Raw genomic sequence first — 21,578 nt, 5'->3', positions numbered from 1 at the left:
AGGCAGGTATTAAGGCTTTTAGTCACTTGATTTCGTTTGGGTGTGGGTTTAATTAAAACTTGGTTTTAAACCTGTGAAAAGTAGCTAAAATTCAGATGAAACGCAAAGAAAATACGATGAAATGCGTTATTATTAGGTTAAATATTAGCGTTTTAAGGTGAAGTGATCTTTGAAAATCCTACCATCCTGAAGCGTTACAAAAAACCAGTAGTCATCGTTAGGAAGTTGTTTGCCATTAAAACTGCCATCCCAGCCACCATTTAAAGGCGTTAATTCTTTTAATAATTTTCCATAGCGATCAAAAATCTGAATTTTTGAATTAGGCTGAAACATGTCTGATGTCCCGTAAACCTGCCAGGTGTCATTAAATCCGTCGTTGTTGGGTGTAAATACTTTAGGGAAACTAATAACAGAAACACTTTGATAAACCATGCCACAATCATTTTTTACATCCTTGATATAAACTTTATAAATACCTGCTCTAATGTTTGTAAATACATTGCTTTCCTGATAGTCGGTTACAAGTATGTTATTGTCATCATATAAAGCAAATTCATAAAGTCCTTCTCCCGAAACAACAGTTGTTATTGTGTTATTCTCTGAAGCGTCTTTAACTAAAATATTGTCTATTGTTGCGATATTAGATGCTTCTACAGTCACAGTTCTTTCCTTGCTACAATCAGCAGCATTGCTAATAACAACCGTATAAATGCCAGGTTGATTAATAGCAATGTCATGAGTGGTTTCCCCTGTCGACCATACATATGTGTAATTATCGGAATTGTCGTTAACCATACCTGCATCAATTATTATGGTTTGCGGGTAACTATTTAAACAATACAGTCTGTAGTCTTCAGCTTCAACTTCCGGAATTTTATTGACTGAAAGGAAGATTTTATTAATACCGAAGCAACTGTTGTCGTTTTCTATTCTGGAGTAAATAGTTTGATTATATGGTGTTGTATTGTTATAAGTTGAATTTAAACGGTTTTGTTCCAATAGGGCATCCTCGTAAGTTTCGTAATAGGTTATACTCGAGGATAAAATATTATTTGTTGTTTGTAATTCAGTTGTGATATCATTTAGATAAAAAGTATTCAAACCGTCCTCCGAATTGAGTTCATCACATTGAGGTGTTGCCGTAAAGTCAGGAATTTGAGTTAAACTTACCTCTAGTGTTAGCGTTGAAATATCGAAACATTCTGTGTTTTTATTATAGACTTTGGCATATACAGGTTGTGGGGTGTCAGCATCAAAATTGAAGTCTTCAGGTGTTGCAACTGGGAGAGTAAGAGATGCATCCAGATAGAATTTAACCGCTAGATTTTCATTGTTTCCGGTAAGGTAAGAAGTGGCTTCGTTTAAATTAAATCTGGTAAAACCACCCTGAATACCGTCTTCATCGCACTGGGTTAGTTTATAATCGTAAGCAACGGGATTTTCATTATAAATAACGTTAGCAACACCCTCCAAAGTTTTGTCACATTCGCCTGTATTTGGATCAATAAACACATTATAAACGCCTCCTTCATTTACATCTAAAAAATAATCGGTATTTGAAATTTCTTGACCGTTAAACGACCAGATATAGGTGGCTCCAGGAATTTCGGGCGCTTTTAAAGTATATGTGTCATTTTCACATAGTTCAAGTTCAATAGAGAATGTATCTGAATAGCCAATAATATCAATCTTTTGAGAAAAGAACGAGGTGATGAAAGGTGGTAAGCCTTGGCGCCCATTTCGGCTGAGCTGCAGAGCACTATGCGTATAATTGCAGGCTGTGCCTTTATTGTTAGGAGTGTTAATTACAGAAAGATACGGAAGACCGATATTGTAACTTCTATTCATAGTTCTGTAAATTTTACCGTTCGGCCCCAACTGTAAGGCGCCTCTATAGGTTTGCCTGTGGTCTAAAACCACTTCTGAAGCACTAATGTTTGGAGCCGTTAAATCGTATTGCAATAAAGCACCATATTGGTATATAGGGTTGAAGCCTTCTTCTTCGGTAGTTTCGTAATACGAGGTAATATAAAGTAATTCACTACTCGGAGAAAACTCTGCACCGTACGACACTTGAGGCTTTTGACTGTTTAAAGAAAAATTAATGTTAATTGGAATTTCGTTACTAACGATTCCTGTTGTTTTATCAAAATCATATAAAAAAAGGCCGTATTGTCCATTGGCGCAAACTAGTTTTGTTCCTTCAGGCGATAATTTCAAATACCCTCTTTTATCTTGAATATCTGTTGCGAAAGCGGACTTAACGGGGGTTGTATTTAATCCCGTAGTACTCACTTCATAAGCATAAAAGGTGTCAATAAATTCTGTTCTGTCTGGGGCAAAAGTAATAACCCAAATGGATTGGCTTACACAATCTTTTACCACCGCTGTGACTTTTTCAGAACAGTTAGATAGTAATCTGGAATTTTTAATGGTAACGTTTCCTAGGCCAGAATCTAAAGTCATATCAACAATAGAATAGTTAAATCCGTAGTCGGGATCATTTCTGCCAACAGAGGTGTCTACTGTGAAAATATAATAAATGTCCGGGTTCTCTGGTTGAGGTACTACAATAGCCGATTGTGTACTCGATGAATCTCCATAAAGTCCAAAACCATTTGGCATTGCAGCGTGGTTTTTATTCCAAACGGTAACACCATCTGTATAGAATAGCAGGTTTCCGTTAGCATCAGAAATGGTTGCACAACCTTCCGTGGTGCTAAGACGTCCGTTAGTTAGTTCTGAGATTGTTCCGTCAGGGTTAAACCGAATACCTGCATTATCACCAAAAAACCAGTTCGAGGCTTCACTTTGACTAAAACTAAAACAGGTATTAAAAAATATTAATAGAGTTGCTATTTTCTTCATCATATCCTAACAAATCTATTAAAAGAATGTTATAAATCTCTCTTTTTTAACAGTCTGTACGATAAAAAGATGAAAAGTGCTGTCCAACCCAAAACTATAGCTATTTCATACCAATGCACAGCGTAATCATACATAAGTTCACCTTTATCAGGAAACTTAGTTATGGCAATGCGTTGGAACGGTTGGTCTATTAATTTGTACATCGATTTTAAAGGGAAAAAGTTCTGAATGCTTTCGGCAATGTCCATATTGAATTGCCAAGTTAATAAACCAAATCCTAACCATTCTAAAATAAAAAGTATAAATAGAAAGGCTAATGCAAATGCCGAACGTTTGGCTAACATGCCGAAGAATAAACATAAACTGAAGAAACCGATAAGTTTTACTAAATACGCTAGCAGAAAACTGGTTTCTCTAATGATGATATTAAATTCGTTATAGCTGGAATAATATAGACCAATACATATTGAAATTAATGCGATTAAAATTGTTGAAACCGCTGAAAAGAAAACAATGGCGTAAAATTTAGAAAGTATAAATTCCTTTTTACTAAGTCCGTCTATCAGGTTTTGCTTTATGGTTTTATTACTGTATTCGTTGCCAATCATACTTACTACTACAATAGCAAAGAAGAATTTAAATTGCGAGGCGAAAAATGTGGTTAAGTGCCAGATTATTGGAAAATTAAAAATTCCTAATTCACCTAGTTCTAATGTGAAAAATCCGAAAACATTAATTTTTAAAGAGGACAACAGGATAACAAAAAATGGTAGAATGAAGGATATAAATATTAAAACTTTGCTGGTGCGATTCAGTAATAGTTTTTGTAATTCTAAATTTAATAAACGAAGCATAATACAGGTTTTGGCGGTTAGTTTTTATCGGTTAATTGTAAAAATTGCTCTTCCAGGCTTTCTTTACGTTGTACTAAATGGGTAAGCACAATACCGTTATTAAAAAGGTATTGGTTAAACGTACCGCTATCCATAGGTTCATTTAAAAATGCTGTAACTAAATTATCTTTAATCTTGATGTTTGAAAAGGATTTATGATTCTCCAAAAGAGAAACTAAAGCCTCCTGATTGTCACATTTCAACTCAAAAAAGCCATGACTGGAAATCATTTCATCTACACGGCCAGAATATAATTTTACACCTTTTCTTAAAACCACCACATGAGAACATACTTTTTCTACTTCATCTAATAGATGAGATGCCAGAAGAATAGTAGTTCCTTTTTCTGCAATTTGCTTAATGATTTCGCGAATTTGATGAATGCCTTGAGGATCTAACCCGTTTGTTGGTTCGTCAAGAATTAAAATTTCCGGGTCGTTAAGCAGGGCAGAGGCAATGGCTAAGCGCTGTTTCATACCCAAAGAATAGGTACTGAATTTACTGTGTTTACGCTCTAAAAGCCCTACAATTTCCAGTTTTTCATCAATTTTATCAAAGTTGACTCCTTTAATTTTGCATACCAGACTCAGATTTTGAGTTGCTGTCATATAAGGGTAGAAGTTTGGGCGTTCTATAATAGCGCCAACTTTCTTCAAGGCGTCATGCGTTGAGGTGTTACCATCAAACCATTTAAAATCGCCACTGGTTTTATTTACCACATTTAAAACAATACCCAAAGTAGTAGATTTGCCACTTCCGTTTGGGCCTAAAATGCCATAAACATTGCCTTTATTTATGGTGAATGAGAGGTCTTTTACTGCTGTTAAATGACCAAAATTTTTGGTGAGATTATTAATGGTAAGTATTGGTTCCAAATGTTTTAGTTTTATGCCGCAGCATGGGTTAGTTTAAAAGTATGACGATACAGCCTATATTTTGTTACAGTTTTAAAATAAAATAAGTAAATTAATACCGTGATTTGACAGGAACGAAATGCATATGAACGATTTAATTATTTCAAAAAAGAAACCTTCTTACCCTATTACCGAAAAGCTTGATGCGTATTTAGCAGAATATAACCGAAACATAAAGTTACCTATATTTTATGACGATTTGTTACGTTTTCAAGGTTCTATTGTGGTATATGACAAAGATGATAATGATACCCTTTGGATTCGGGTTTATTACAATGATTATGAACGCGAGGAGATTGAAAATGCTTTGAAAAAAGTTTACACCATTTTGCATTCTGATGGTAATGAAAACACCTTTCCGTTTTTAAGTGTTGATGCGATTGACTACTGTACTTTTGGAAATTCAAAGCCTTTTAGAATTAAGGTTAGAAATATCCTGAATGATAATTTTACGTATTTCTATATTAAAAAGGCTGATGCCTCTCGTATTTATGGCTTGGAGTTAGAGCATATGTTATCGCCATATAATTTAAATTTTCTGGTGTACAAGGACACGTTGATTGAAGAGCATATAGCCGGAATTCCTGGTGATGAATTCATTAAAAACTTTTTACCCAAATGTGATAAATCTGAAAAGTCGCAGATAGCTAAGGAATTTGTTAAATTTAACGAGCGCTGTATGATTAGACTTTTAGGTGATATGCGTTCGTATAACTATGTTATTGTGCCAACGCACGATTTTGATCATGTTGTGTATAAGATTAGAGCGATAGATTTCGATCAGCAATCTTACGAAGGCAAGTTTAATATTTACCGTCCGCAGTTTTTTAAAGAGAATTTAAAAATGGTTGAGCTGGTTTCTGAGACGTTTCAGAAATTATCAATCGATCAATACAAGATTGAAGAGCGCTCTATATTGGTAAAACGATTAAAAAGTTATCATAATCGCATAGGTTCACTTTTGGAGTGTATGGAAGATGATGTTATTTCTAAAGAAGAAAATATAAAGTTGCTAAAGTCTAAAATATACGATTATACTTTAGATGTGGGCTTTAAAAAGTGTAAATCTATGGGGAATATTCTAAAGAAGTCTCTAGAATATTTAACCCATAATTATGAAAATGTAAATCCGTTAAAATTTAAATAATTTTAACGGATTATTATGTTAGTTCCAGTTTTCGTCGAAGTCTAAACCGTCGTAATCGTCGAAGTCAAATCCGTCCTCGAACTCGTCGTTAAAATCGTCGAAATCGTCATCGGCTTCAAAGCTTTTTTCCGGAGCTGTATCTGGAATTTGTCCGTGAACAAACATTAGGTTCGGGTAGTCTACACCTTCAGATTCTTCAACAATTTCGGCTAATTCCACGAAGAATGTCCACATACTTAAAAAGTCGTACACATAAATAAGTTTAGTACGAGATTGATCTACAGCATCATTAATAGAAGTTTCATTCATTAGGCGAGCCGAATTGTCGTCGCTTAAATCGAATAACGAAATTTCTTCACCTTGGTTCCATTCGTCATCACTTAAATAAAATGAAGCCATTTCATTGCCATCAAACCCGAAAGATTGTGTAATGGTATTGTGTAAATCTTCAAGTGTGTCGTCTTCACGAATTTCTAAATCGCGGAATACATCCTCTTCAAGATCGTTATCAAGTATAACTCTAAATCTGTAAATCATTGTAAAAAATTAAAGTGCAAAGGTATGTTTTTTTTCAATTATTTAGTGAACCTATGCAAGGTAAATGTCATCGCGCTTAGCAGGAAAAATGCACCAATTTGATGCGCAATTCCTAACCATAAAGGTACTTGTAAAAGTATAGTAAACACACCTAAGGCAAATTGCACGAGAACTAAAAGAATTAAACTGTTTATACCTTTTTGTTGTAATGCTGTTAAATTGAACTTTTTAGATTTCCACCAAATAAGACCAATAGCAAATACAACCAGGTAAGCGATTGTTCTGTGCACAAATTGAATACCACTCGGGTTTTCAATAAGGTTTTTATAAAACGGCTCTAAAACGTAAGCACTAAAGTGAATAAATTGCCCCTCATTCATTAAAGGCCAGTGATTGTGTAACAATCCCGCTTTTAATCCAGCAACAAAGGCTCCGTAAATTATTTGAAGAACCAATACCAAATACCCAATACCGATTATATTTCGCATAGGTTTATTCGTAGGTTTTCTATCTGGATAAATTAAATCTAAGGCCACCCAAAGCGTTGCCGCAAACGTGATGAAAGCTGTAATTAAATGAGCTGCTAATCTAAAGTGACTCACGTCAGGCATATCCACTAGTCCGCTTTTAACCATATACCAGCCTAAAAAACCTTGAAAGCCACCTAGACCAAGAAGGACAATGCACTTTTTAATGGTCGCTTTTGTTAGCTGTTTTCTGATTAGAAAATAGATGAATGGAAAAATGAAAACCAAACCTATAATTCGACCAATAAGACGGTGAAACCACTCCCAGAAGTAAATGGATTTAAAATCGTCTATAGTGAAATGGCTATTTAATTTCTGGTACTCTGGGTATTGTTTGTATAATTCAAAAGCTTCATGCCATTCCTGATCTCCAATAGGAGGAATGGTTCCTGTAATTAACTTATAGTTAGAGATTGACAATCCGGAATCGGTTAATCGGGTAATACCTCCTACAATAACCATAATGAAAATAAGTAAACACCCGGAAAGTAACCAGTAAATTACACTTTTATTGTCTTTTGTTTTCATAGCTTTTTTATGCTGAAAGGCCTATTTGTTTATAGCAATAAGACCTAATTTTTCTCCTTTTTGAAGCATCAAATTGTAAGCTGCTTCGTATTCGTTAGGAATTTCTCCCTCTAAAATGGCCTCTTTAATAGTCTCTTTAATGATTCCTATTTCTTTTGAAGGTTTTAAGTTGAAAGTTTCCATAATTTCTTCACCTGAAATTGGTGGTTGGAAATTTCGAACATGGTCGCGCTCTTCAACTTCAACAATTTTCTGACGAACAATTTTGAAGTTGTTGTGATACTTCTGAAATTTTTTCGGGTTTTTAGTTGTAATGTCGGCTTCACAAAGCGTCATTAAATCTTCAACAAAATCGCCGGCATCAAAGATTAAACGACGCACAGCAGAATCGGTAACAATATCCTGAGCCAGTACGATAGGACGTGAACTCATAAACACCATTTTCTGAACGAATTTCATTTTATCATTCAAAGGCATTTTAAGTCTTTTAAATAAACGGTAAACCATTTTAGACCCTTCGAATTCATGACCATGGAACGTCCAGCCTACTTTTTTACTGAATTTTTTTGTTGGTGCTTTCCCGATATCGTGTAATAAGGCTGCCCAACGTAACCAAAGATTATCTGTGTTTTCAGCAATATTATCAACCACTTCTAAAGTATGATAGAAATTATCTTTATGACGTTGTCCTTCAACTTCATCAATGCCTTTTAAAGCCATAAGTTCCGGAAGGATGTAAGGTAGTAATCCTGTTTTTTCAAGAAGGAGAAAACCTATTGAAGGTTTATCACTTTCAAGAATTTTATTCAGTTCTACTATTATACGCTCTTTGGTGATTATTTCAATACGATGGCTATTTCTGGTAATCGCGTTTAAAGATTCATCTTCAATTCTAAACCCTAATTGTGTTGCAAACCGGATGGCACGCATCATACGTAACGGATCGTCGCTGTACGTAATATCAGGATCTAAAGGTGTGCGAATGATTTTGTTTTCTAAATCTTGAATGCCACCAAACGGATCTAAAAGGTTTCCGAATTCGTCTTCATTTAAATTTAGAGCTAAAGCATTGATTGTGAAATCACGACGATTCTGATCGTCTTCAAGAGTGCCGTTTTCTACGGCCGGATTTCTACTGTTTTCGTCGTAAGATTCTTTTCGAGCACCAACAAACTCAATTTCAATATCGTCGTAGCGCAACATAGCGGTGCCGTAGGTTTTAAAAACCTGTACTTTAGGTTTGTTAGGTAAATTTTTTGCAACTTGCTTAGCTAATTTAATACCATCGCCAACAGTAACGACATCTATGTCTTTTGCGCTCCCCCTTTGTAAAATAAAATCACGGACAAAACCACCTATTACGTAGCTGTCGAGATTTAATTCTTTGGCAGATTGAGAAATTACTTTAAATATGTTGTGCTCTAAAGCTTGCTTATGATTCATAATCATCAAATTTCAAAATGCTAATTCTCAAGTATTCCACTTGAAATCTAGAATATGAAAATAGGTGTTTTAAGGTCTAATAATTTTTACGACACCATTGTTACTCAATTTAATAATTGATGAAGGCTTGTCGCATTTTTTTTCGTGGTGCAAATTTACAACATAGTCTACACCTTTTAAAACCTCTTGGCTTATTTCTTTAAATGATTTTGGTGTAGGTTCCCCGCTAATATTTGCCGAGGTAGATACGATAGCACCGTTTAATCTTCTGGTTAATTGATAACAGAATTCATCATCAGGGATGCGAATGGCAATCGTTCCGTCTTCAGCGACAAGGTTGTCGGCCAAATTACGAGCATCATCGTATATAATAGTTGTAGGTTTATCGGTAACCTCAATAATGTTTAAAGCAACAGGAGGAACCTGAGTTACGTATTTTTTTAGCATACGGTCGTCGGCAACCAGGCAAATTAATGCTTTGCTGTCTTCTCGTTTTTTAAGTTCGTAAACTTTTTTAACGGCATCAGGGTTTGTGGCATCGCAACCAATACCCCAAACGGTATCGGTTGGATATAGGATTAACCCTCCGTTTCTTAGAACTTCCAGTGCTTTATTTATTTCGGCTTGCATCGTTTTGTTTTTGGTGCAAATTTAATATTACTTTTTCACATTCTTTAAATGTTTAGTAATATTGCGCCGTATTAAAAAGGAGGTGTTAAACCCGATTTTAATATTTAGAAGTAATTATGATAAGAGAGAGTTCTGTTTTTATTAGAAGAAAGTTTAGGGAGAAGTTTAAAAATGTTATTAATAAAAGGGATATTGATTTATTAAAGGATAAAAACTTTGTAATTGTTTCTAATAACTGTTGGGGAGGTACGGCTTATCAATGGTATGAAAGACCTTATAATTCGCCGTTCGTGGGGCTGTTTTTATATGGCCCTTGTTACTTGAAATTATTGAATAATTTTGAGTATTACATGAATCAGAAGCTGGAGTTTGTGGCTTCGCCGGCTTACCCAGACAGAGAATTAACTTATCCTTTAGCTAAACTTGGTGATATAGAGATTCATTTTACACACTATGAATCCGAAGATGAGGCAAGAGAAAAGTGGGAGCGTCGAACAGAACGTATGTTACAGGAAACTAATTTAGATAATTACTATTTTAAAATTTGTGACAGAGAGCGAACAACAATTGATCATTTAGTCGAATTTCATCAATTACCATTTAAAAATAAAGTGTCATTTAGTATTAATGATCACGAGGAGTTAAAAGGAAAAAAGCATATTAAAGTTTTAGAATCGCATAAAAAGAATAAAAAACACGTGCCAAACGGAAAGAAAATGTTTAAACTTACTTTTTTATATTTTAATTTAAACAATTGGTTATTAAACTAATTTACAAATGAAGAAAGTATTTGTAGAAGCCTATAAAGCTAAAGAAAAGGAAGTTTTAGATATTCTTGAAAATTTTGATTCTCATGGAAGTGAAATTGGGAATCAGGATAGAAACACCATTAAAACATTTCCGTTTCACGATGAAGTCTTAAATGTTAAGGCATTTAAAATTCCGAATATATTCAACCAAATAGCTTATAAGTTTCTTCGAAAAAGTAAGGCGCAGCGATCGTTTGAGTATGCAAATAAACTTATTAGTTTAGGTGTTGGTACGCCAAAACCAATAGCGTTTTTAGAGCAAACAACTCCCTTTTTATTCAAACGAAGCTTTTATATTAGTGAGCATTTGGATTGTGATTTAACCTATCGGGAATTAACTAAACAATTCGATTACCCTGATTATGATACCATTTTAAGGGCTTTTACCAGATTTACCTATACTCTACATGAAAAAGGGATTCATTTTTTAGATCATTCTCCAGGAAATACATTGATAAAAAAGGAAGGGGATGAATACGGATTTTATTTAGTGGATTTAAACAGGATGAATTTCGGTACTTTAGATTTTGAAACTCGTATTAAAAACTTTTCACGTTTAACCATTCATAAATCGATGGTGGAAGTTATGAGTGACGAATATGCCAAAGTTTCTGGTTACAATTATGAAAAGATATTTAACCTTATGTGGAAGGAAACTAGTGACTTTCAAGACCGCTTTCAGCGCAAAAAACGATTAAAGAAAAAGCTTAAGTTCTGGAAGAAAAATTAACGCTTTTGCTTTTCTAATTCTCTAAGCTTGGTGTACTTTAAGAATGTAATGTTGGCCGTTTGTACACAAATTACAAAACCATTTAAACCATCTAGAAATCCTAATCTTAAAAAATAAGCTTTAAAAAAGGCCCAGGTAGGATTGAATAGTATTTTCAAAATTGACGACTTTTCACCTAAATCGAGATAAGCTTTCGCGGATATACTTGAGAAATGTTCGGTTTTTAAATTGAATTCTGAATAGGTCTGGTACGTCCAGTGCAAAATATCACCTTTTAAATAGCCAATTTTTTCGTTTGCATTATGCATCACAACATTGTCATGCGGATTAATACCTTTCCATTCTGCTTTTCGTCTATCGAAAACGCGTAGCTTTTTATTAGGATACCAGTCGGAATGCTTTATCCATTGTCCACAGAAATTATTAAAGCGGTTACTGTAATATCCGTTAAGTGTCCAGTTATTTTTTAATTCCAGAATAGATTTTTGAAGTGTTTCCGATAAAGCTTCATCACCATCTAAAGAAACAATATAATCGTTACTGGCTTGGGTAAGTGCAAAGTTTTTCTGCTCTATATAACCTAAGAATTTTTGTTCAACAAACTTCACATTATATTTCAAGCAAATGGCCTTAGTGTTATCGTTTGAGAAGGAATCTACAACAACTATTTCATCAACCACATTAATTAACGATTGTAAGCATTTTTCAATGTTTCGCTCTTCGTTAAATGTAATAATAACACCAGATAGTTTAATCATATTCTTTATTTAAGGTTCGTCAAAAATAGTTATTTTTGCGGCAATGAGCATACTAAAAGCATCAGTAATCATAAGTACTTATAACCAGCCCGATTGGTTAGAAAAAGTGCTTTGGGGTTATGAAATTCAGACTGAAAAGAATTTTGAAATCGTAATAGCCGATGATGGTTCAGGGGAATTTACAAAGAATCTTATCCAGCGTTTTATTCAGGATTCAAATCTTAAAATAACACATGTTTGGCAGGAAGATGATGGTTTTCAGAAGACTAAAATTCTGAATAAAGCCATTTTAAAAACGTCTTCAGATTATCTTATTTTCACTGATGGTGATTGTATTCCGCGAAATGATTTTGTAGAAACACATTTAAAATTACGTAAGCCTAATACGTTTTTATCGGGTGGTTATTTTAAACTTCCGCAACAGATTTCAAATGCAATTTCAAAAGAAGATATTGAAAAACAGAATTGTTTTCATTTAAATTGGCTTTTGGAACACGGATTGAAAAAAACATTTAAAACGAACAAGTTAACAGCTTCTGGACGAAAAGCCTGGTTTCTAAATACGTTTACACCGACGAAAGCGACCTTCGATGGAATGAATGTTTCAGGTTGGAAACAGGATGTACTCAATGTCAATGGTTTTGACGAACGTATGCAGTATGGAGGCGAAGACAGGGAGATTGGTGAGCGTTTAATGAATTGTGGAATCAAATTCAGGCAAATAAGATATAGCGCTATTTGTGTACATTTGCATCATGATAGACCTTATAAAAATGAGGAGGCGATAAACAGAAATAAAGCTATTCGAAAAGAGACAAAAACTAAAAAATATAAGACAACAAAGTTTGGAATCACAAAGCATGAATAAAACACCGGAAATATCAATAATCATTAGTACTTATAATTCTGAAGCATGGCTTGAAAAAGTGCTATGGAGTTATGAAGCACAGACTTTTAAAGATTTTGAAATTGTAATTGCTGATGATGGTTCAAAACAACCGACGTTCGATTTAATTGAGCGTATGCAAAAACAAGTGCATTATCCTATTATTCATGTGTGGCATGAGGATAACGGATTTCAAAAATCACAAATATTAAACAAAGCCATTGTAAAATGTAATGCCGATTATATTTTAATGAGTGATGGCGATTGCCTTGCCAGAGAAGATTACGTTCAGGTGCATATTAAAAACAAAGAAAAGGGTTACTTCCTGTCAGGCGGGTATTTTATGTTGCCAATGTCTATTTCAGAAAGTATAACTAAAAAAGATATTTTATCACAGGATTGTTTTAAATTATCTTGGTTAAAATCCAACGGGTTAAAATCTTCATTTAAGAATAATAAGTTAACCGCTTCAGGGTTAAAAGAAATGTTACTAAACAAATTAACACCAACCAATGCAAGTTGGAATGGTCATAACGCCTCAGGTTGGAAATCGGATATCTTAGCTGTTAATGGTTTTGATGAACGTATGCAGTACGGAGGACAAGATCGTGAGTTGGGTGAACGTTTGTTTAATTTAGGTATAAAATCGAAGCAAATTCGATATAGTGCTATTTGTTTGCATTTAGATCATCCACGAGGATACAAAAATCAGGAATCCATTAATAAAAATTTAGCCATTCGAGCTACCACAAAGGAGCAAAAACTTAGCTGGACTAATTACGGAATTAAGAAAGACTAACTTGTCTTTTTTAACGTACATAATAATATGTTCGATAAAGCAAAGTAGTGCTAACTAAAAGCTATGCCGTAAATATTGAGATATGGCTTTAGTTTTAGCTCTGTATTAAGCTTCAAAAGGGAAGTATTATCGAACTTCAATGGAGGTTCATAATAATTAAAACAAATTGAGGAATGGTATTATTAAAATTTACAGTTATTCGTTTTTCCTGGGTAAAAGTAAAAGCGCTTTTTTTGCATTTTGAATTTTTTATCAGGAGGAAAATTAACAAACAGTTTAAAAATAAAGATGTTTCTTTATTGAAAAATACAGATTTTGTAATAATTGCCAATAATTGTTTTGGAGGTCAGGTTTATAAGAGTTTTGGACTCCCTTATAACACACCTTTTGTAGGGATGTTTTTATATGGTCCCTGTTATTTAAAACTGCTTCAGGATTTTAAAAGGTATATGAATGAAGAATTGGTTTTTGTAGAAGAGTCGGTTTACAAGGATAGAGAAAAAACGTATCCTGTTGCAAAATTGGGAGATATTGAATTACATTTTTCACATTATACCTCAGAAGATGAAGCTTCAGAAAAATGGTGCCGTAGGAAAAACAGAATGATGAAAAATTTCGATTTAGATAATTTTTATTTTATTATTAGTGATAGGGAACGTGTTGATGACGAAATAATTAAAGATTTTCATAAATTGCCGTTCAAGAATAAACTTTCCTTTGGAGCAAAAGCTATTGATAGTCTTGGGGTTTTAGAGCATGTAGCTCTTTTTGAGACTTTTAAAAAGAAACAAACTCAGGCTCTTGGAGGAACTAAATTATTTAAAATTTCAGATTTGTACTTTGATTTTGAAAACTGGATTAATGAAAAGCAAATCAAGAGGACTAGATTTCAGTATTAATTAACTTAGTTTATAAGGTAAGTTTGAAACATCCGATAAGATTTTCCAATTAGTTACATATAGATTATTTTCAGAGGGATAATAATTAGGAATTGATTAATAAAAAATAGACAATTGGAGCTAAACCGAAATTCCGGAAACTAGCTTGGGCAATTTAAAGAATTAAAAAATAGGGTTAATGAAATTAAAAGAAATTCCAGTGTCTTTAATAGAGACCTGTAAACTAAGTTTACTTTCTGCTGAAAAGATAAAATCGAAACAAGGAAATGAATTTCCTGTTGTAGTATCATTAACAACTATTCCGTATCGATTACCTAAAGTGCATTTGGTTATAAGAAGTGTTTTATCGCAAAGTGTTCGTCCCCGCCATATTGTTTTATGGATTAATGAAGACATGCAGTCTCAAATACCACAATCCTTAAAAAAACTTGAAGGAGACATTTTTCAAATTAGATTAACGAAACTTCATTGCTCACATAAAAAACTTATTCATTCGTTAGAGTTATTTGAAAATTTACCTGTTGCTACTTGTGATGATGATGTTATTTATGATAATAACTGGTTAAAATCACTTGTAGAAACTCATCAAAAATATCCTGATTGTGTCGTTGCACATCGTGTACGTTGTATAAAATATGATGATGAAGGTATGCTTTTACCTTACAAACAATGGGTGTGTGGTGATACTAAAGATGAAAAATCCTATTTGCCAATCGGATCGGAAGGGATATTATATCCAGCTGGACAATTTTCAGACTTAATTAGAAATGACAAATTATTTTTGGAGTTGGCACCAAAGGCTGATGATTTATGGTTTAAGGCTGTAGCTTTAGTAGAGGGGGTAGGCTGTAAAAAAGTTGAGTCCCCAGTAAAGGATACAATACCTATTATGGGGACTCAAAAAGTTTCTTTAAAGAAAGAAAATGTATCTGAAGATAAAAATACTTCTCAATGGCAAGCCTTAGAGAAGCATTTTAACTTAAAATAGTTTTATACTGCTACATCATTATCACGAAGTGCATCGTTTAAAGATGTTTTCTTGTCTGTACTTTCTTTACGTTTTCCAATGATTAAAGCACATGGTACTTGGTACTCGCCAGCAGCGAATTTTTTCGTGTAGCTTCCAGGAATAACCACAGAACGAGCAGGAACGCGACCTTTCATTTCAACAGGTTCGTCACCAGTAACGTCAATAATTTTAGTACTCATAGTTAATACCACATTAGCACCTAATACAGCTTCTTTCTCAACGCGTACACCTTCAACAACAATACAACGAGAACCAACGAATACGTTATCTTCGATAATTACCGGGGCAGCTTGTAAAGGTTCTAATACACCACCAATACCAACACCACCAGACAGGTGAACGTTTTTACCAATTTGCGCACAGCTACCAACAGTTGCCCATGTATCAACCATAGTACCTTCGTCTACATAAGCACCAATATTAACGTAACTTGGCATTAAAATAGTACCCGGAGAAATGTATGCACCGTGTCTTGCAACAGCGTGAGGTACTACACGAATACCTTTTTCTGCATAACCAGTTTTTAAAGGAATTTTATCGTGGAATTCTAATGGACCACATTCAATAGTTTCCATTTTTTGAATAGGGAAGTATAACACTACGGCTTTCTTTACCCATTCGTTTACTTGCCAACCGTTTTCAATAGGTTCTGCTACTCTTAATTCTCCTTTATCTACTAAGTCAACAACTTTTCTAATTGCAGATGTTGTGTTTTCATCTTTTAATAGGTCTCTGTTGTCCCAAGCTTGTTCAATAATTTCTCTTAATTCTGTCATCAGTAATAAAATTTTGCACAAATATAATATGTAATGCTTAAAAAAGAGGGGTGAATGATAATTAAAATCGATTCATGACAAGAGAAAATTGATGCCGTTTATCTGAGGTTTTTCATTCGGATTTTAGCTGCTTTGTCTGTTGAATAAAAAATAATTACCGATTAAATGCATTTTGCGTGTTTTTAGTCTGATAAATCAGCCTTTTTATCTGTTTGTCGATGAAAATATGTGGCTCTTCTAATAATCGAAAATACGACGTTATACAACTATTTTTTTGTGTAAAGCCTTTAGTGTCAATATATCTTTGAAGTGTAATTCAACCCAAATCAAGATGAAAACAAATATCTACATACTAATCGTTTTTTTATTTTCAGTTTCTTTTGTTGGTGCTCAAAACACTAATGAAACTTCAAATGTTTCGAATGGTAATAAAGAAGTTGTTACTCCTTCAGTTGATAATACCAACGAGAGTGAAGTGTTATTTATTGATGCTTCAGAGATTAGAGAGGCGGTTGCTAAATCGACAAGTGATATTAGAAAGTATTTCAATAAAACGAGAAATGTAGATAATTTAAGTTTATTATTTCCTAAAATGAATAAAGCTGAAAAAGCATAAAGATAGGGCTCAGTTTTTTGAGTGTTGATATTTTAAGATTAAGTTAAAAAGAGCCGCTTTATACAAGTGGCTCTTTTTTTTATTGAAATAACACATATTTCTTACAGTATGTATTTATAAAATACTATTTTTGTTTAAACCCTGAATTATGGCCCGAATTTTAGCAATCGATTATGGAATGAAACGCACCGGAATTGCAGTTACCGATGAGTTACAAATCATTGCTTCAGGATTAACTACCGTTAATACCAGCGAACTGCTTTCTTTTTTAAAAGATTATACCAATAAAGAAAATGTAGAGTTATTTGTTGTTGGAGAACCCAAACAAATGGATAACACGGCCTCAGAAAGTGAAGTACTAATTGCTCCCTTTTTAGAAAAATTAAATAAACAATTCCCAAATATACCAGTTTATAGAGTTGATGAACGTTTCACATCCAAAATGGCTTTTCAAACCATGATAGATAGTGGACTTAAAAAGAATCAGCGAAAAAATAAAGCACTTATAGATGAGATAAGCGCGACACTAATCCTACAAAGTTATTTGTATTCTAAATGATAATGAGGTTATGGTTTAATGAAAAATGTTGAAATTTAATATACTAACACTAAACCATTTATTTATGAAACAAATTTACTTTTTATTCTTAATCGCCTTATTTGGCGCTAATCAAATGTATGCTCAACCCTGTCCTGAAGCAGGAGGGGCCATTCAGGACGGAAATACAATTGTATTTTATTATCCTAATAACCCAATTGATTGTGCTTCTATGCCAGCTACACTTACTGTTAGAGACAATATTACTTCTAATACCTCTACATTTTCAAAGGAGGACGGAGCTTGTTCAAACACTGTTGCAACGTATACTTTAAGATCTGGAGGTGCACTTTCAGGTCAGGGTTTTGTTGTCGAGTCAGGTTTTACTAACACTTGTTCTTATTCAGGAGGAACGTTGCCTGTAGAAGCCTTTGAAGTTATTGGTAAAGGGGTTAAAATATACCCAAGTCCTGTAGTAGATAGAGACGAAATAAAATTCAATTTCGGATTAGAAACTTCAGCGAAAATAGAAGTTTTCAATATTACTGGTAAATTAGTGTTAACTGATAGAATTGAAGGCAAAACTTCTAAAATTATTAATATTTCAGGGTTGTCTAACGGATTGTATTTAGTGAAAATTGGAACAGATTATACTTCAATTAGTCGAAAAATTGTGATTTCAAAATAAATATAAATCCCCATATAATTTAAACTCCCTATTATTTAGGGAGTTTTTTTATGATTTTCTTTAACAGGTTTTATTTTTTAGAATCGTATTTTTGCACAAAATATAACAGATAACAACAAATGATATTACCTATTGTAGCTTATGGCGATCCTGTTTTGAAGAAAGTAGGAGAAGATATAGATCAAAATTACCCGGATTTAAATGTATTAATCGACAATATGTTTGAAACCATGTATAATGCCTATGGTGTAGGTTTAGCAGCGCCACAAATAGGCTTACCAATTCGTTTATTTGTTATCGATGCTACACCTTTTTCTGAAGATGAAGATTTAACAGCTGAAGAACAAGATGTTTTAAAAGGCTTTAAGCGCGTATTTATTAATGCCACAATTATAAAGGAAGAAGGTGAAGAGTGGGCATTTAACGAAGGATGTTTAAGTATTCCAGATGTTCGTGAAGATGTTTATAGAAAACCAAAAGTAACCATCGAATATTTAGATGAAAATTTTCAGGAAAAAACTGAAGTTTTTGATGGATTGATAGCGCGTGTTATTCAGCACGAATACGATCATATTGAAGGCGTATTGTTTACCGATAAATTATCGGTTTTAAAAAAGCGTTTAATAAAAGGCCGTTTGGCAAACATCTCTAAGGGGAAAATAAATGTGGATTACAGAATGCGTTTTCCAGCCCAAAAAAAGAAACGATAATATTTGCAAGACATCAATAAACAATTGATATTTGCGACTTTCAAAAAATAAGTTATGAGTTTAGATAAAGTACTTTCAATAGCAGGAAAACCGGGTTTATACAATTTAGTAGCTCAAACGCGTGCTGGTTTTGTTGCAGAATCATTAGTAGATAACAAGCGTATATCTGTAGGTATTCAGCAAAACGTTAGTGTATTAAGCGAAATCGCTATTTATACATTAGAGGAAGAAGTGCCTTTAAGACAGGTTTTTGAAAATATTAAAGCTAAAGAAAACGGAGGACAAACATCGGTTTCTCCAAAGGATAGTAAAGATAAATTAGAAGAGTATTTCTTTGAAGTTTTACCAAATTATGATGAAGATCGCGTGTATGCAAGCGATATTAAAAAAGTAATTCAGTGGTATAACTTATTACAAAAGCACGGTCTTTTAGAAAATTTAACAGCTGAAGCTGAGGAAGAAGCAGTTTCTACGGAAGAAAAATAGAAATCGAATTTACGATATTTAAAACCTCCATTTTTGGAGGTTTTTTTATGATTAAAATTTAATATTGAAACGTTAAATTTTAAGTAAAAGTAAATGGCTTCCATTTCTTATTTTTTAGCTTTACAGTTCTAAATTATTTAAGCATTCATGGCTATTTCTAAATCAAAACTTAAGAATATAGGATTTTTTATAGTAATCGGGCTATTAATTATTCCGCAAACGCGTAAACCTATTCAGGTTTTTCTACAAAAAGGTATTGCTATGTTCGGTCCGTCGTTAGAATCGACCGATGATTTAAAAACTATTTCAGATTATAATTGGTTGTTAAAAGATGAAAATCAGGAAACTTATCATTTTCAATCTGCAAAAGGAAAAGTTGTTCTGATTAATTTTTGGGCAACTTGGTGTCCGCCATGTATTGCCGAAATGCCAAGCATGCAAAAATTGTATGATGATTATAAAGATAAAGTGGAATTTTTATTTGTTACCAGCGACGATTTCACTGAAATCAATACGTTTTTAAATGATAACAACTATACGTTTAAAGTATATCAACCCGCAAGTAAATACCCTGAATATTTTAATGTAACAACTATTCCTCGAACTTTTTTAATTGATCAGTCGGGACAAATTATTATTGATGAAAGTCGAAGTGCCAACTGGAATAGTGATAAGGTTAGAGGAACAATAGATAATTTATTAAATGCATCAGAAAATGAATAAAAAGATAGTTGTTTTAGATGGATATACTTTAAATCCGGGAGATTTAAGCTGGGAAGGAATTTCTAAATTCGGAGATTTAAAGGTATATGACCGAACAGCATCTGATTTAAACACCATAATTGAAGCTATTGGCGATGCTGAAATTGTTTTTACCAATAAAACACCTTTGCCGGCGGAGGTGTTAATTGAAGTGCCAAATGTAAAATATATCGGGGTTTTGGCAACAGGGTATAATGTTGTAGACGTGATTAAAGCCAATGAATTAGGGATTACAGTAACCAATATTCCATCTTACGGAACAACAGCTGTGGCGCAGTTTACTATGGCGTTACTTTTAGAGTTATGTCATCATGTGGGTGATCATAATCAAGCGGTTCAGTCTGGAGCATGGACAAAATCGGTTGATTTTTGTTTTTGGAATTCACCCTTAATTGAATTGGAAGGTAAAACCATGGGAATTATTGGTTTTGGTAGAATAGGGCAGGCGACAGCTAAAATGGCGCAAGCCTTTGGTTTAAATATTCTGGCTTACAGTAGAACGCCAAAACCCGAATTGGAATCGGAAACCTGCAAGTTTGTTGAGTTAGATGAGTTACTAGGACAGTCTGATATTATAAGTTTGCATTGTCCGTTATTTGAAGACACTGAAGGCATCATTAATAAATCTAACATCGCAAAAATGAAAGATGGCGTGATGCTTATTAATACATCAAGGGGTGGTTTGGTAGTTGAAGCAGATTTAGCTGAAGGTCTAAATTCAGGTAAAATCGCTGGTGCAGCTGTCGATGTGGTTTCAAAGGAGCCTATTGCTGCTTATAACCCCTTGCTAAAAGCTAAAAACTGTATTATAACACCTCATATTGCCTGGGCAACCCAAGCGGCAAGAACCCGATTAATGACAACTGCCATTCATAATTTGGAGTCTTTTCTAAACGGAAATCCCGTTAATGTGGTTAATTAACTTTTCGGTTTTCAAAAAGTTTAATGATGCATAAATTCAGTAGAATTAAAGAAAATGCATAAACGCTATCTTCAACAGGAATAGTAAACATTCTTATGCCCAAATTCTCATGGTCATTATACCAAACCACTTCATTAGGGATAAAGCTTCCTGTTAAAATACCATTTACAATAAAAAATGGGATGAGCATCACCAAAAAAGTAAGCAAATAGCTTTGCATAATTTCAGGAGATTTGTTTATGGCAATACTTGTTAAAATGGTAGCGACACCAAAATTAACAAGCGTGTACCATTTGTCGACATTATAAATGGTAATGAGTAGAAACAGAAAAATCAGCAGGTAACTAATGAGTTTGGTTGTTCTATTCCTCAGTTTTAAATTAGGAAAATAGTATAATAAAGCGTAGTGCGTAAACACGCAGGCGTATGGAATACATATAAAAAACAGCCATTCTTCAATTGGAAGTCCGAAAATGGTTTTCCCTAAATAATACGTTGGGTTAAATCCCCAGTATTGGTTAATGGTAAAAAAAACATCCCACGGAATGAACAAAAGCATACCGGCAAGAATACCTAAAAGCAAGCCTTTCCAGTGCTTGTAGAATTTTAATTTGGGATGAAAACTAAACAAAAACGGAACCGAGAGTGAGCCTAAGTTTAGCAGTAAATAGAGGTAGGTCAT

24 protein-coding genes are annotated in these 21,578 nt (G+C 33.7%); 14 read left to right on the top strand and 10 right to left on the bottom strand.

Features of this window, described 5'->3' with window-relative positions:
* Positions 1–144 precede the first annotated feature (144 nt).
* From NO995_RS00250 to NO995_RS00240, 3 genes are read right to left on the bottom strand one after another with little or no spacing between them, the layout of a single operon-like run.
* Positions 145–2,871, bottom strand: coding sequence for a T9SS type B sorting domain-containing protein (locus NO995_RS00250; protein ID WP_258225796.1), 2,727 nt, complete (start codon positions 2,869–2,871; stop codon positions 145–147).
* A 26-nt stretch (positions 2,872–2,897) separates the two neighbouring features.
* On the bottom strand, positions 2,898–3,722 hold the full coding sequence (locus NO995_RS00245; RefSeq protein WP_258225795.1) for an ABC transporter permease: 825 nt from the start codon (positions 3,720–3,722) through the stop codon (positions 2,898–2,900).
* Positions 3,723–3,739: 17 nt separating this feature from the next.
* Complete coding sequence (locus NO995_RS00240) at positions 3,740–4,636, bottom strand: ABC transporter ATP-binding protein (protein ID WP_258225794.1); 897 nt, start codon at positions 4,634–4,636, stop codon at positions 3,740–3,742.
* A 124-nt stretch (positions 4,637–4,760) separates the two neighbouring features.
* Between NO995_RS00240 and NO995_RS00235 the strand changes: the two genes are divergently transcribed.
* Positions 4,761–5,822: a hypothetical protein gene (locus tag NO995_RS00235; RefSeq protein WP_240571027.1), complete on the top strand. Its 1,062-nt coding sequence runs from the start codon at positions 4,761–4,763 to the stop codon at positions 5,820–5,822.
* Between the two features lie 18 nt (positions 5,823–5,840).
* Here NO995_RS00235 and NO995_RS00230 read toward each other — a convergent pair whose 3' ends face one another.
* The 4 genes from NO995_RS00230 to NO995_RS00215 all read right to left on the bottom strand — a co-directional run bounded on the left by NO995_RS00230 (position 5,841) and on the right by NO995_RS00215 (position 9,487).
* Positions 5,841–6,359: a plasmid pRiA4b ORF-3 family protein gene (locus NO995_RS00230; RefSeq protein ID WP_258225793.1), complete on the bottom strand. Its 519-nt coding sequence runs from the start codon at positions 6,357–6,359 to the stop codon at positions 5,841–5,843.
* Positions 6,360–6,397: 38 nt separating this feature from the next.
* Entirely contained in the window at positions 6,398–7,414 is a 1,017-nt protein-coding gene (locus tag NO995_RS00225; RefSeq protein ID WP_258225792.1) for a COX15/CtaA family protein, read from the bottom strand.
* Between the two features lie 21 nt (positions 7,415–7,435).
* Complete coding sequence (locus NO995_RS00220; RefSeq protein ID WP_258225791.1) at positions 7,436–8,857, bottom strand: CCA tRNA nucleotidyltransferase; 1,422 nt, start codon at positions 8,855–8,857, stop codon at positions 7,436–7,438.
* A 69-nt stretch (positions 8,858–8,926) separates the two neighbouring features.
* Entirely contained in the window at positions 8,927–9,487 is a 561-nt protein-coding gene (locus NO995_RS00215) for an L-threonylcarbamoyladenylate synthase (protein WP_258225790.1), read from the bottom strand.
* A gap of 116 nt (positions 9,488–9,603) precedes the next feature.
* On the opposite strand from NO995_RS00215, the gene NO995_RS00210 reads away from it, so the two are divergent.
* Together NO995_RS00210 and NO995_RS00205 are read left to right on the top strand one after the other, a co-directional pair.
* Positions 9,604–10,257 (top strand): DUF1919 domain-containing protein, encoded by a 654-nt coding sequence (locus tag NO995_RS00210; RefSeq protein ID WP_258225789.1) that lies wholly within the window; start codon positions 9,604–9,606, stop codon positions 10,255–10,257.
* A 7-nt stretch (positions 10,258–10,264) separates the two neighbouring features.
* Entirely contained in the window at positions 10,265–11,026 is a 762-nt protein-coding gene (locus NO995_RS00205; RefSeq protein WP_258225788.1) for a lipopolysaccharide kinase InaA family protein, read from the top strand.
* On the opposite strand, the gene NO995_RS00200 is transcribed toward NO995_RS00205, so the two are convergent.
* Entirely contained in the window at positions 11,023–11,784 is a 762-nt protein-coding gene (locus tag NO995_RS00200; RefSeq protein ID WP_258225787.1) for a glycosyltransferase family 2 protein, read from the bottom strand. The genes NO995_RS00205 and NO995_RS00200 overlap by 4 nt on opposite strands.
* A 43-nt stretch (positions 11,785–11,827) precedes the next feature.
* On the opposite strand from NO995_RS00200, the gene NO995_RS00195 reads away from it, so the two are divergent.
* The 4 genes from NO995_RS00195 (at position 11,828) to NO995_RS00180 (ending at position 15,356) form a co-directional block, all read left to right on the top strand.
* Positions 11,828–12,652: a glycosyltransferase family 2 protein gene (locus NO995_RS00195; protein WP_258225786.1), complete on the top strand. Its 825-nt coding sequence runs from the start codon at positions 11,828–11,830 to the stop codon at positions 12,650–12,652.
* Positions 12,645–13,469 (top strand): glycosyltransferase family 2 protein, encoded by an 825-nt coding sequence (locus NO995_RS00190; protein WP_258225785.1) that lies wholly within the window; start codon positions 12,645–12,647, stop codon positions 13,467–13,469. Before NO995_RS00195 ends, NO995_RS00190 begins: the two co-directional genes overlap by 8 nt.
* A gap of 173 nt (positions 13,470–13,642) precedes the next feature.
* Complete coding sequence (locus tag NO995_RS00185; protein WP_258225784.1) at positions 13,643–14,368, top strand: DUF1919 domain-containing protein; 726 nt, start codon at positions 13,643–13,645, stop codon at positions 14,366–14,368.
* A gap of 178 nt (positions 14,369–14,546) precedes the next feature.
* Positions 14,547–15,356, top strand: a complete 810-nt coding sequence (locus NO995_RS00180) for a glycosyl transferase (RefSeq protein ID WP_258225783.1) — start codon at positions 14,547–14,549, stop codon at positions 15,354–15,356.
* Positions 15,357–15,358: 2 nt separating this feature from the next.
* Here the strand turns inward: NO995_RS00180 and NO995_RS00175 are convergent, their stop codons facing one another.
* Positions 15,359–16,174 (bottom strand): 2,3,4,5-tetrahydropyridine-2,6-dicarboxylate N-succinyltransferase, encoded by an 816-nt coding sequence (locus NO995_RS00175; RefSeq protein ID WP_240570999.1) that lies wholly within the window; start codon positions 16,172–16,174, stop codon positions 15,359–15,361.
* A gap of 331 nt (positions 16,175–16,505) precedes the next feature.
* Here NO995_RS00175 and NO995_RS00170 point away from each other — a divergent pair, with 331 nt between their 5' ends.
* The 7 genes from NO995_RS00170 (at position 16,506) to NO995_RS00140 (ending at position 20,896) form a co-directional block, all read left to right on the top strand.
* Positions 16,506–16,790: a hypothetical protein gene (locus tag NO995_RS00170; protein WP_240570997.1), complete on the top strand. Its 285-nt coding sequence runs from the start codon at positions 16,506–16,508 to the stop codon at positions 16,788–16,790.
* Between the two features lie 148 nt (positions 16,791–16,938).
* Positions 16,939–17,349: a Holliday junction resolvase RuvX gene (gene ruvX, locus NO995_RS00165; RefSeq protein ID WP_258225782.1), complete on the top strand. Its 411-nt coding sequence runs from the start codon at positions 16,939–16,941 to the stop codon at positions 17,347–17,349.
* Between the two features lie 64 nt (positions 17,350–17,413).
* Positions 17,414–18,016, top strand: a complete 603-nt coding sequence (locus NO995_RS00160) for a T9SS type A sorting domain-containing protein (protein WP_258225781.1) — start codon at positions 17,414–17,416, stop codon at positions 18,014–18,016.
* Positions 18,017–18,135: 119 nt separating this feature from the next.
* Positions 18,136–18,726, top strand: a complete 591-nt coding sequence (gene def, locus NO995_RS00155; protein ID WP_258225780.1) for a peptide deformylase — start codon at positions 18,136–18,138, stop codon at positions 18,724–18,726.
* A gap of 54 nt (positions 18,727–18,780) precedes the next feature.
* Positions 18,781–19,212, top strand: coding sequence for a DUF5606 domain-containing protein (locus NO995_RS00150; RefSeq protein WP_258225779.1), 432 nt, complete (start codon positions 18,781–18,783; stop codon positions 19,210–19,212).
* Between the two features lie 147 nt (positions 19,213–19,359).
* Complete coding sequence (locus tag NO995_RS00145; protein WP_258225778.1) at positions 19,360–19,935, top strand: TlpA family protein disulfide reductase; 576 nt, start codon at positions 19,360–19,362, stop codon at positions 19,933–19,935.
* Entirely contained in the window at positions 19,928–20,896 is a 969-nt protein-coding gene (locus NO995_RS00140; protein WP_258225777.1) for a D-2-hydroxyacid dehydrogenase, read from the top strand. The genes NO995_RS00145 and NO995_RS00140 overlap by 8 nt, the downstream gene beginning before the upstream one ends.
* On the opposite strand, the gene NO995_RS00135 is transcribed toward NO995_RS00140, so the two are convergent.
* The gene (locus tag NO995_RS00135; RefSeq protein ID WP_258225776.1) at positions 20,889–21,578 is read right to left on the bottom strand and encodes a lycopene cyclase domain-containing protein; all 690 of its coding nucleotides are present in this window, start codon (positions 21,576–21,578) and stop codon (positions 20,889–20,891) included. The genes NO995_RS00140 and NO995_RS00135 overlap by 8 nt on opposite strands.

Source organism: Aestuariibaculum sp. M13, assembly GCF_024723255.1.
Classification (GTDB): domain Bacteria; phylum Bacteroidota; class Bacteroidia; order Flavobacteriales; family Flavobacteriaceae; genus Aestuariibaculum; species Aestuariibaculum lutulentum.
The sequence above is the reverse complement of the archived record's forward strand: the minus strand, read 5'-3'. Positions and strand labels throughout refer to the sequence as shown.

Bases quoted from the DNA above. Each gene is read 5' to 3' on its own strand.
- def (WP_258225780.1), top strand. From the start codon at position 18,136: ATGATATTACCTATTGTAGCTTATGGCGATCCTGTTTTGAAGAAAGTA.
- NO995_RS00220 (WP_258225791.1), bottom strand. From the start codon at position 8,857: ATGAATCATAAGCAAGCTTTAGAGCACAACATATTTAAAGTAATTTCT.
- NO995_RS00200 (WP_258225787.1), bottom strand. From the start codon at position 11,784: ATGATTAAACTATCTGGTGTTATTATTACATTTAACGAAGAGCGAAAC.
- NO995_RS00225 (WP_258225792.1), bottom strand. From the start codon at position 7,414: ATGAAAACAAAAGACAATAAAAGTGTAATTTACTGGTTACTTTCCGGG.
- NO995_RS00215 (WP_258225790.1), bottom strand. From the start codon at position 9,487: ATGCAAGCCGAAATAAATAAAGCACTGGAAGTTCTAAGAAACGGAGGG.
- NO995_RS00135 (WP_258225776.1), bottom strand. From the start codon at position 21,578: ATGACCTACCTCTATTTACTGCTAAACTTAGGCTCACTCTCGGTTCCG.
- NO995_RS00175 (WP_240570999.1), bottom strand. From the start codon at position 16,174: ATGACAGAATTAAGAGAAATTATTGAACAAGCTTGGGACAACAGAGAC.
- NO995_RS00170 (WP_240570997.1), top strand. From the start codon at position 16,506: ATGAAAACAAATATCTACATACTAATCGTTTTTTTATTTTCAGTTTCT.
- NO995_RS00195 (WP_258225786.1), top strand. From the start codon at position 11,828: ATGAGCATACTAAAAGCATCAGTAATCATAAGTACTTATAACCAGCCC.
- NO995_RS00245 (WP_258225795.1), bottom strand. From the start codon at position 3,722: ATGCTTCGTTTATTAAATTTAGAATTACAAAAACTATTACTGAATCGC.
- NO995_RS00150 (WP_258225779.1), top strand. From the start codon at position 18,781: ATGAGTTTAGATAAAGTACTTTCAATAGCAGGAAAACCGGGTTTATAC.
- NO995_RS00180 (WP_258225783.1), top strand. From the start codon at position 14,547: ATGAAATTAAAAGAAATTCCAGTGTCTTTAATAGAGACCTGTAAACTA.
- NO995_RS00205 (WP_258225788.1), top strand. From the start codon at position 10,265: ATGAAGAAAGTATTTGTAGAAGCCTATAAAGCTAAAGAAAAGGAAGTT.
- NO995_RS00140 (WP_258225777.1), top strand. From the start codon at position 19,928: ATGAATAAAAAGATAGTTGTTTTAGATGGATATACTTTAAATCCGGGA.
- NO995_RS00250 (WP_258225796.1), bottom strand. From the start codon at position 2,871: ATGATGAAGAAAATAGCAACTCTATTAATATTTTTTAATACCTGTTTT.
- NO995_RS00235 (WP_240571027.1), top strand. From the start codon at position 4,761: ATGAACGATTTAATTATTTCAAAAAAGAAACCTTCTTACCCTATTACC.
- NO995_RS00230 (WP_258225793.1), bottom strand. From the start codon at position 6,359: ATGATTTACAGATTTAGAGTTATACTTGATAACGATCTTGAAGAGGAT.
- NO995_RS00190 (WP_258225785.1), top strand. From the start codon at position 12,645: ATGAATAAAACACCGGAAATATCAATAATCATTAGTACTTATAATTCT.
- NO995_RS00210 (WP_258225789.1), top strand. From the start codon at position 9,604: ATGATAAGAGAGAGTTCTGTTTTTATTAGAAGAAAGTTTAGGGAGAAG.
- NO995_RS00185 (WP_258225784.1), top strand. From the start codon at position 13,643: ATGGTATTATTAAAATTTACAGTTATTCGTTTTTCCTGGGTAAAAGTA.
- NO995_RS00145 (WP_258225778.1), top strand. From the start codon at position 19,360: ATGGCTATTTCTAAATCAAAACTTAAGAATATAGGATTTTTTATAGTA.
- NO995_RS00160 (WP_258225781.1), top strand. From the start codon at position 17,414: ATGAAACAAATTTACTTTTTATTCTTAATCGCCTTATTTGGCGCTAAT.
- ruvX (WP_258225782.1), top strand. From the start codon at position 16,939: ATGGCCCGAATTTTAGCAATCGATTATGGAATGAAACGCACCGGAATT.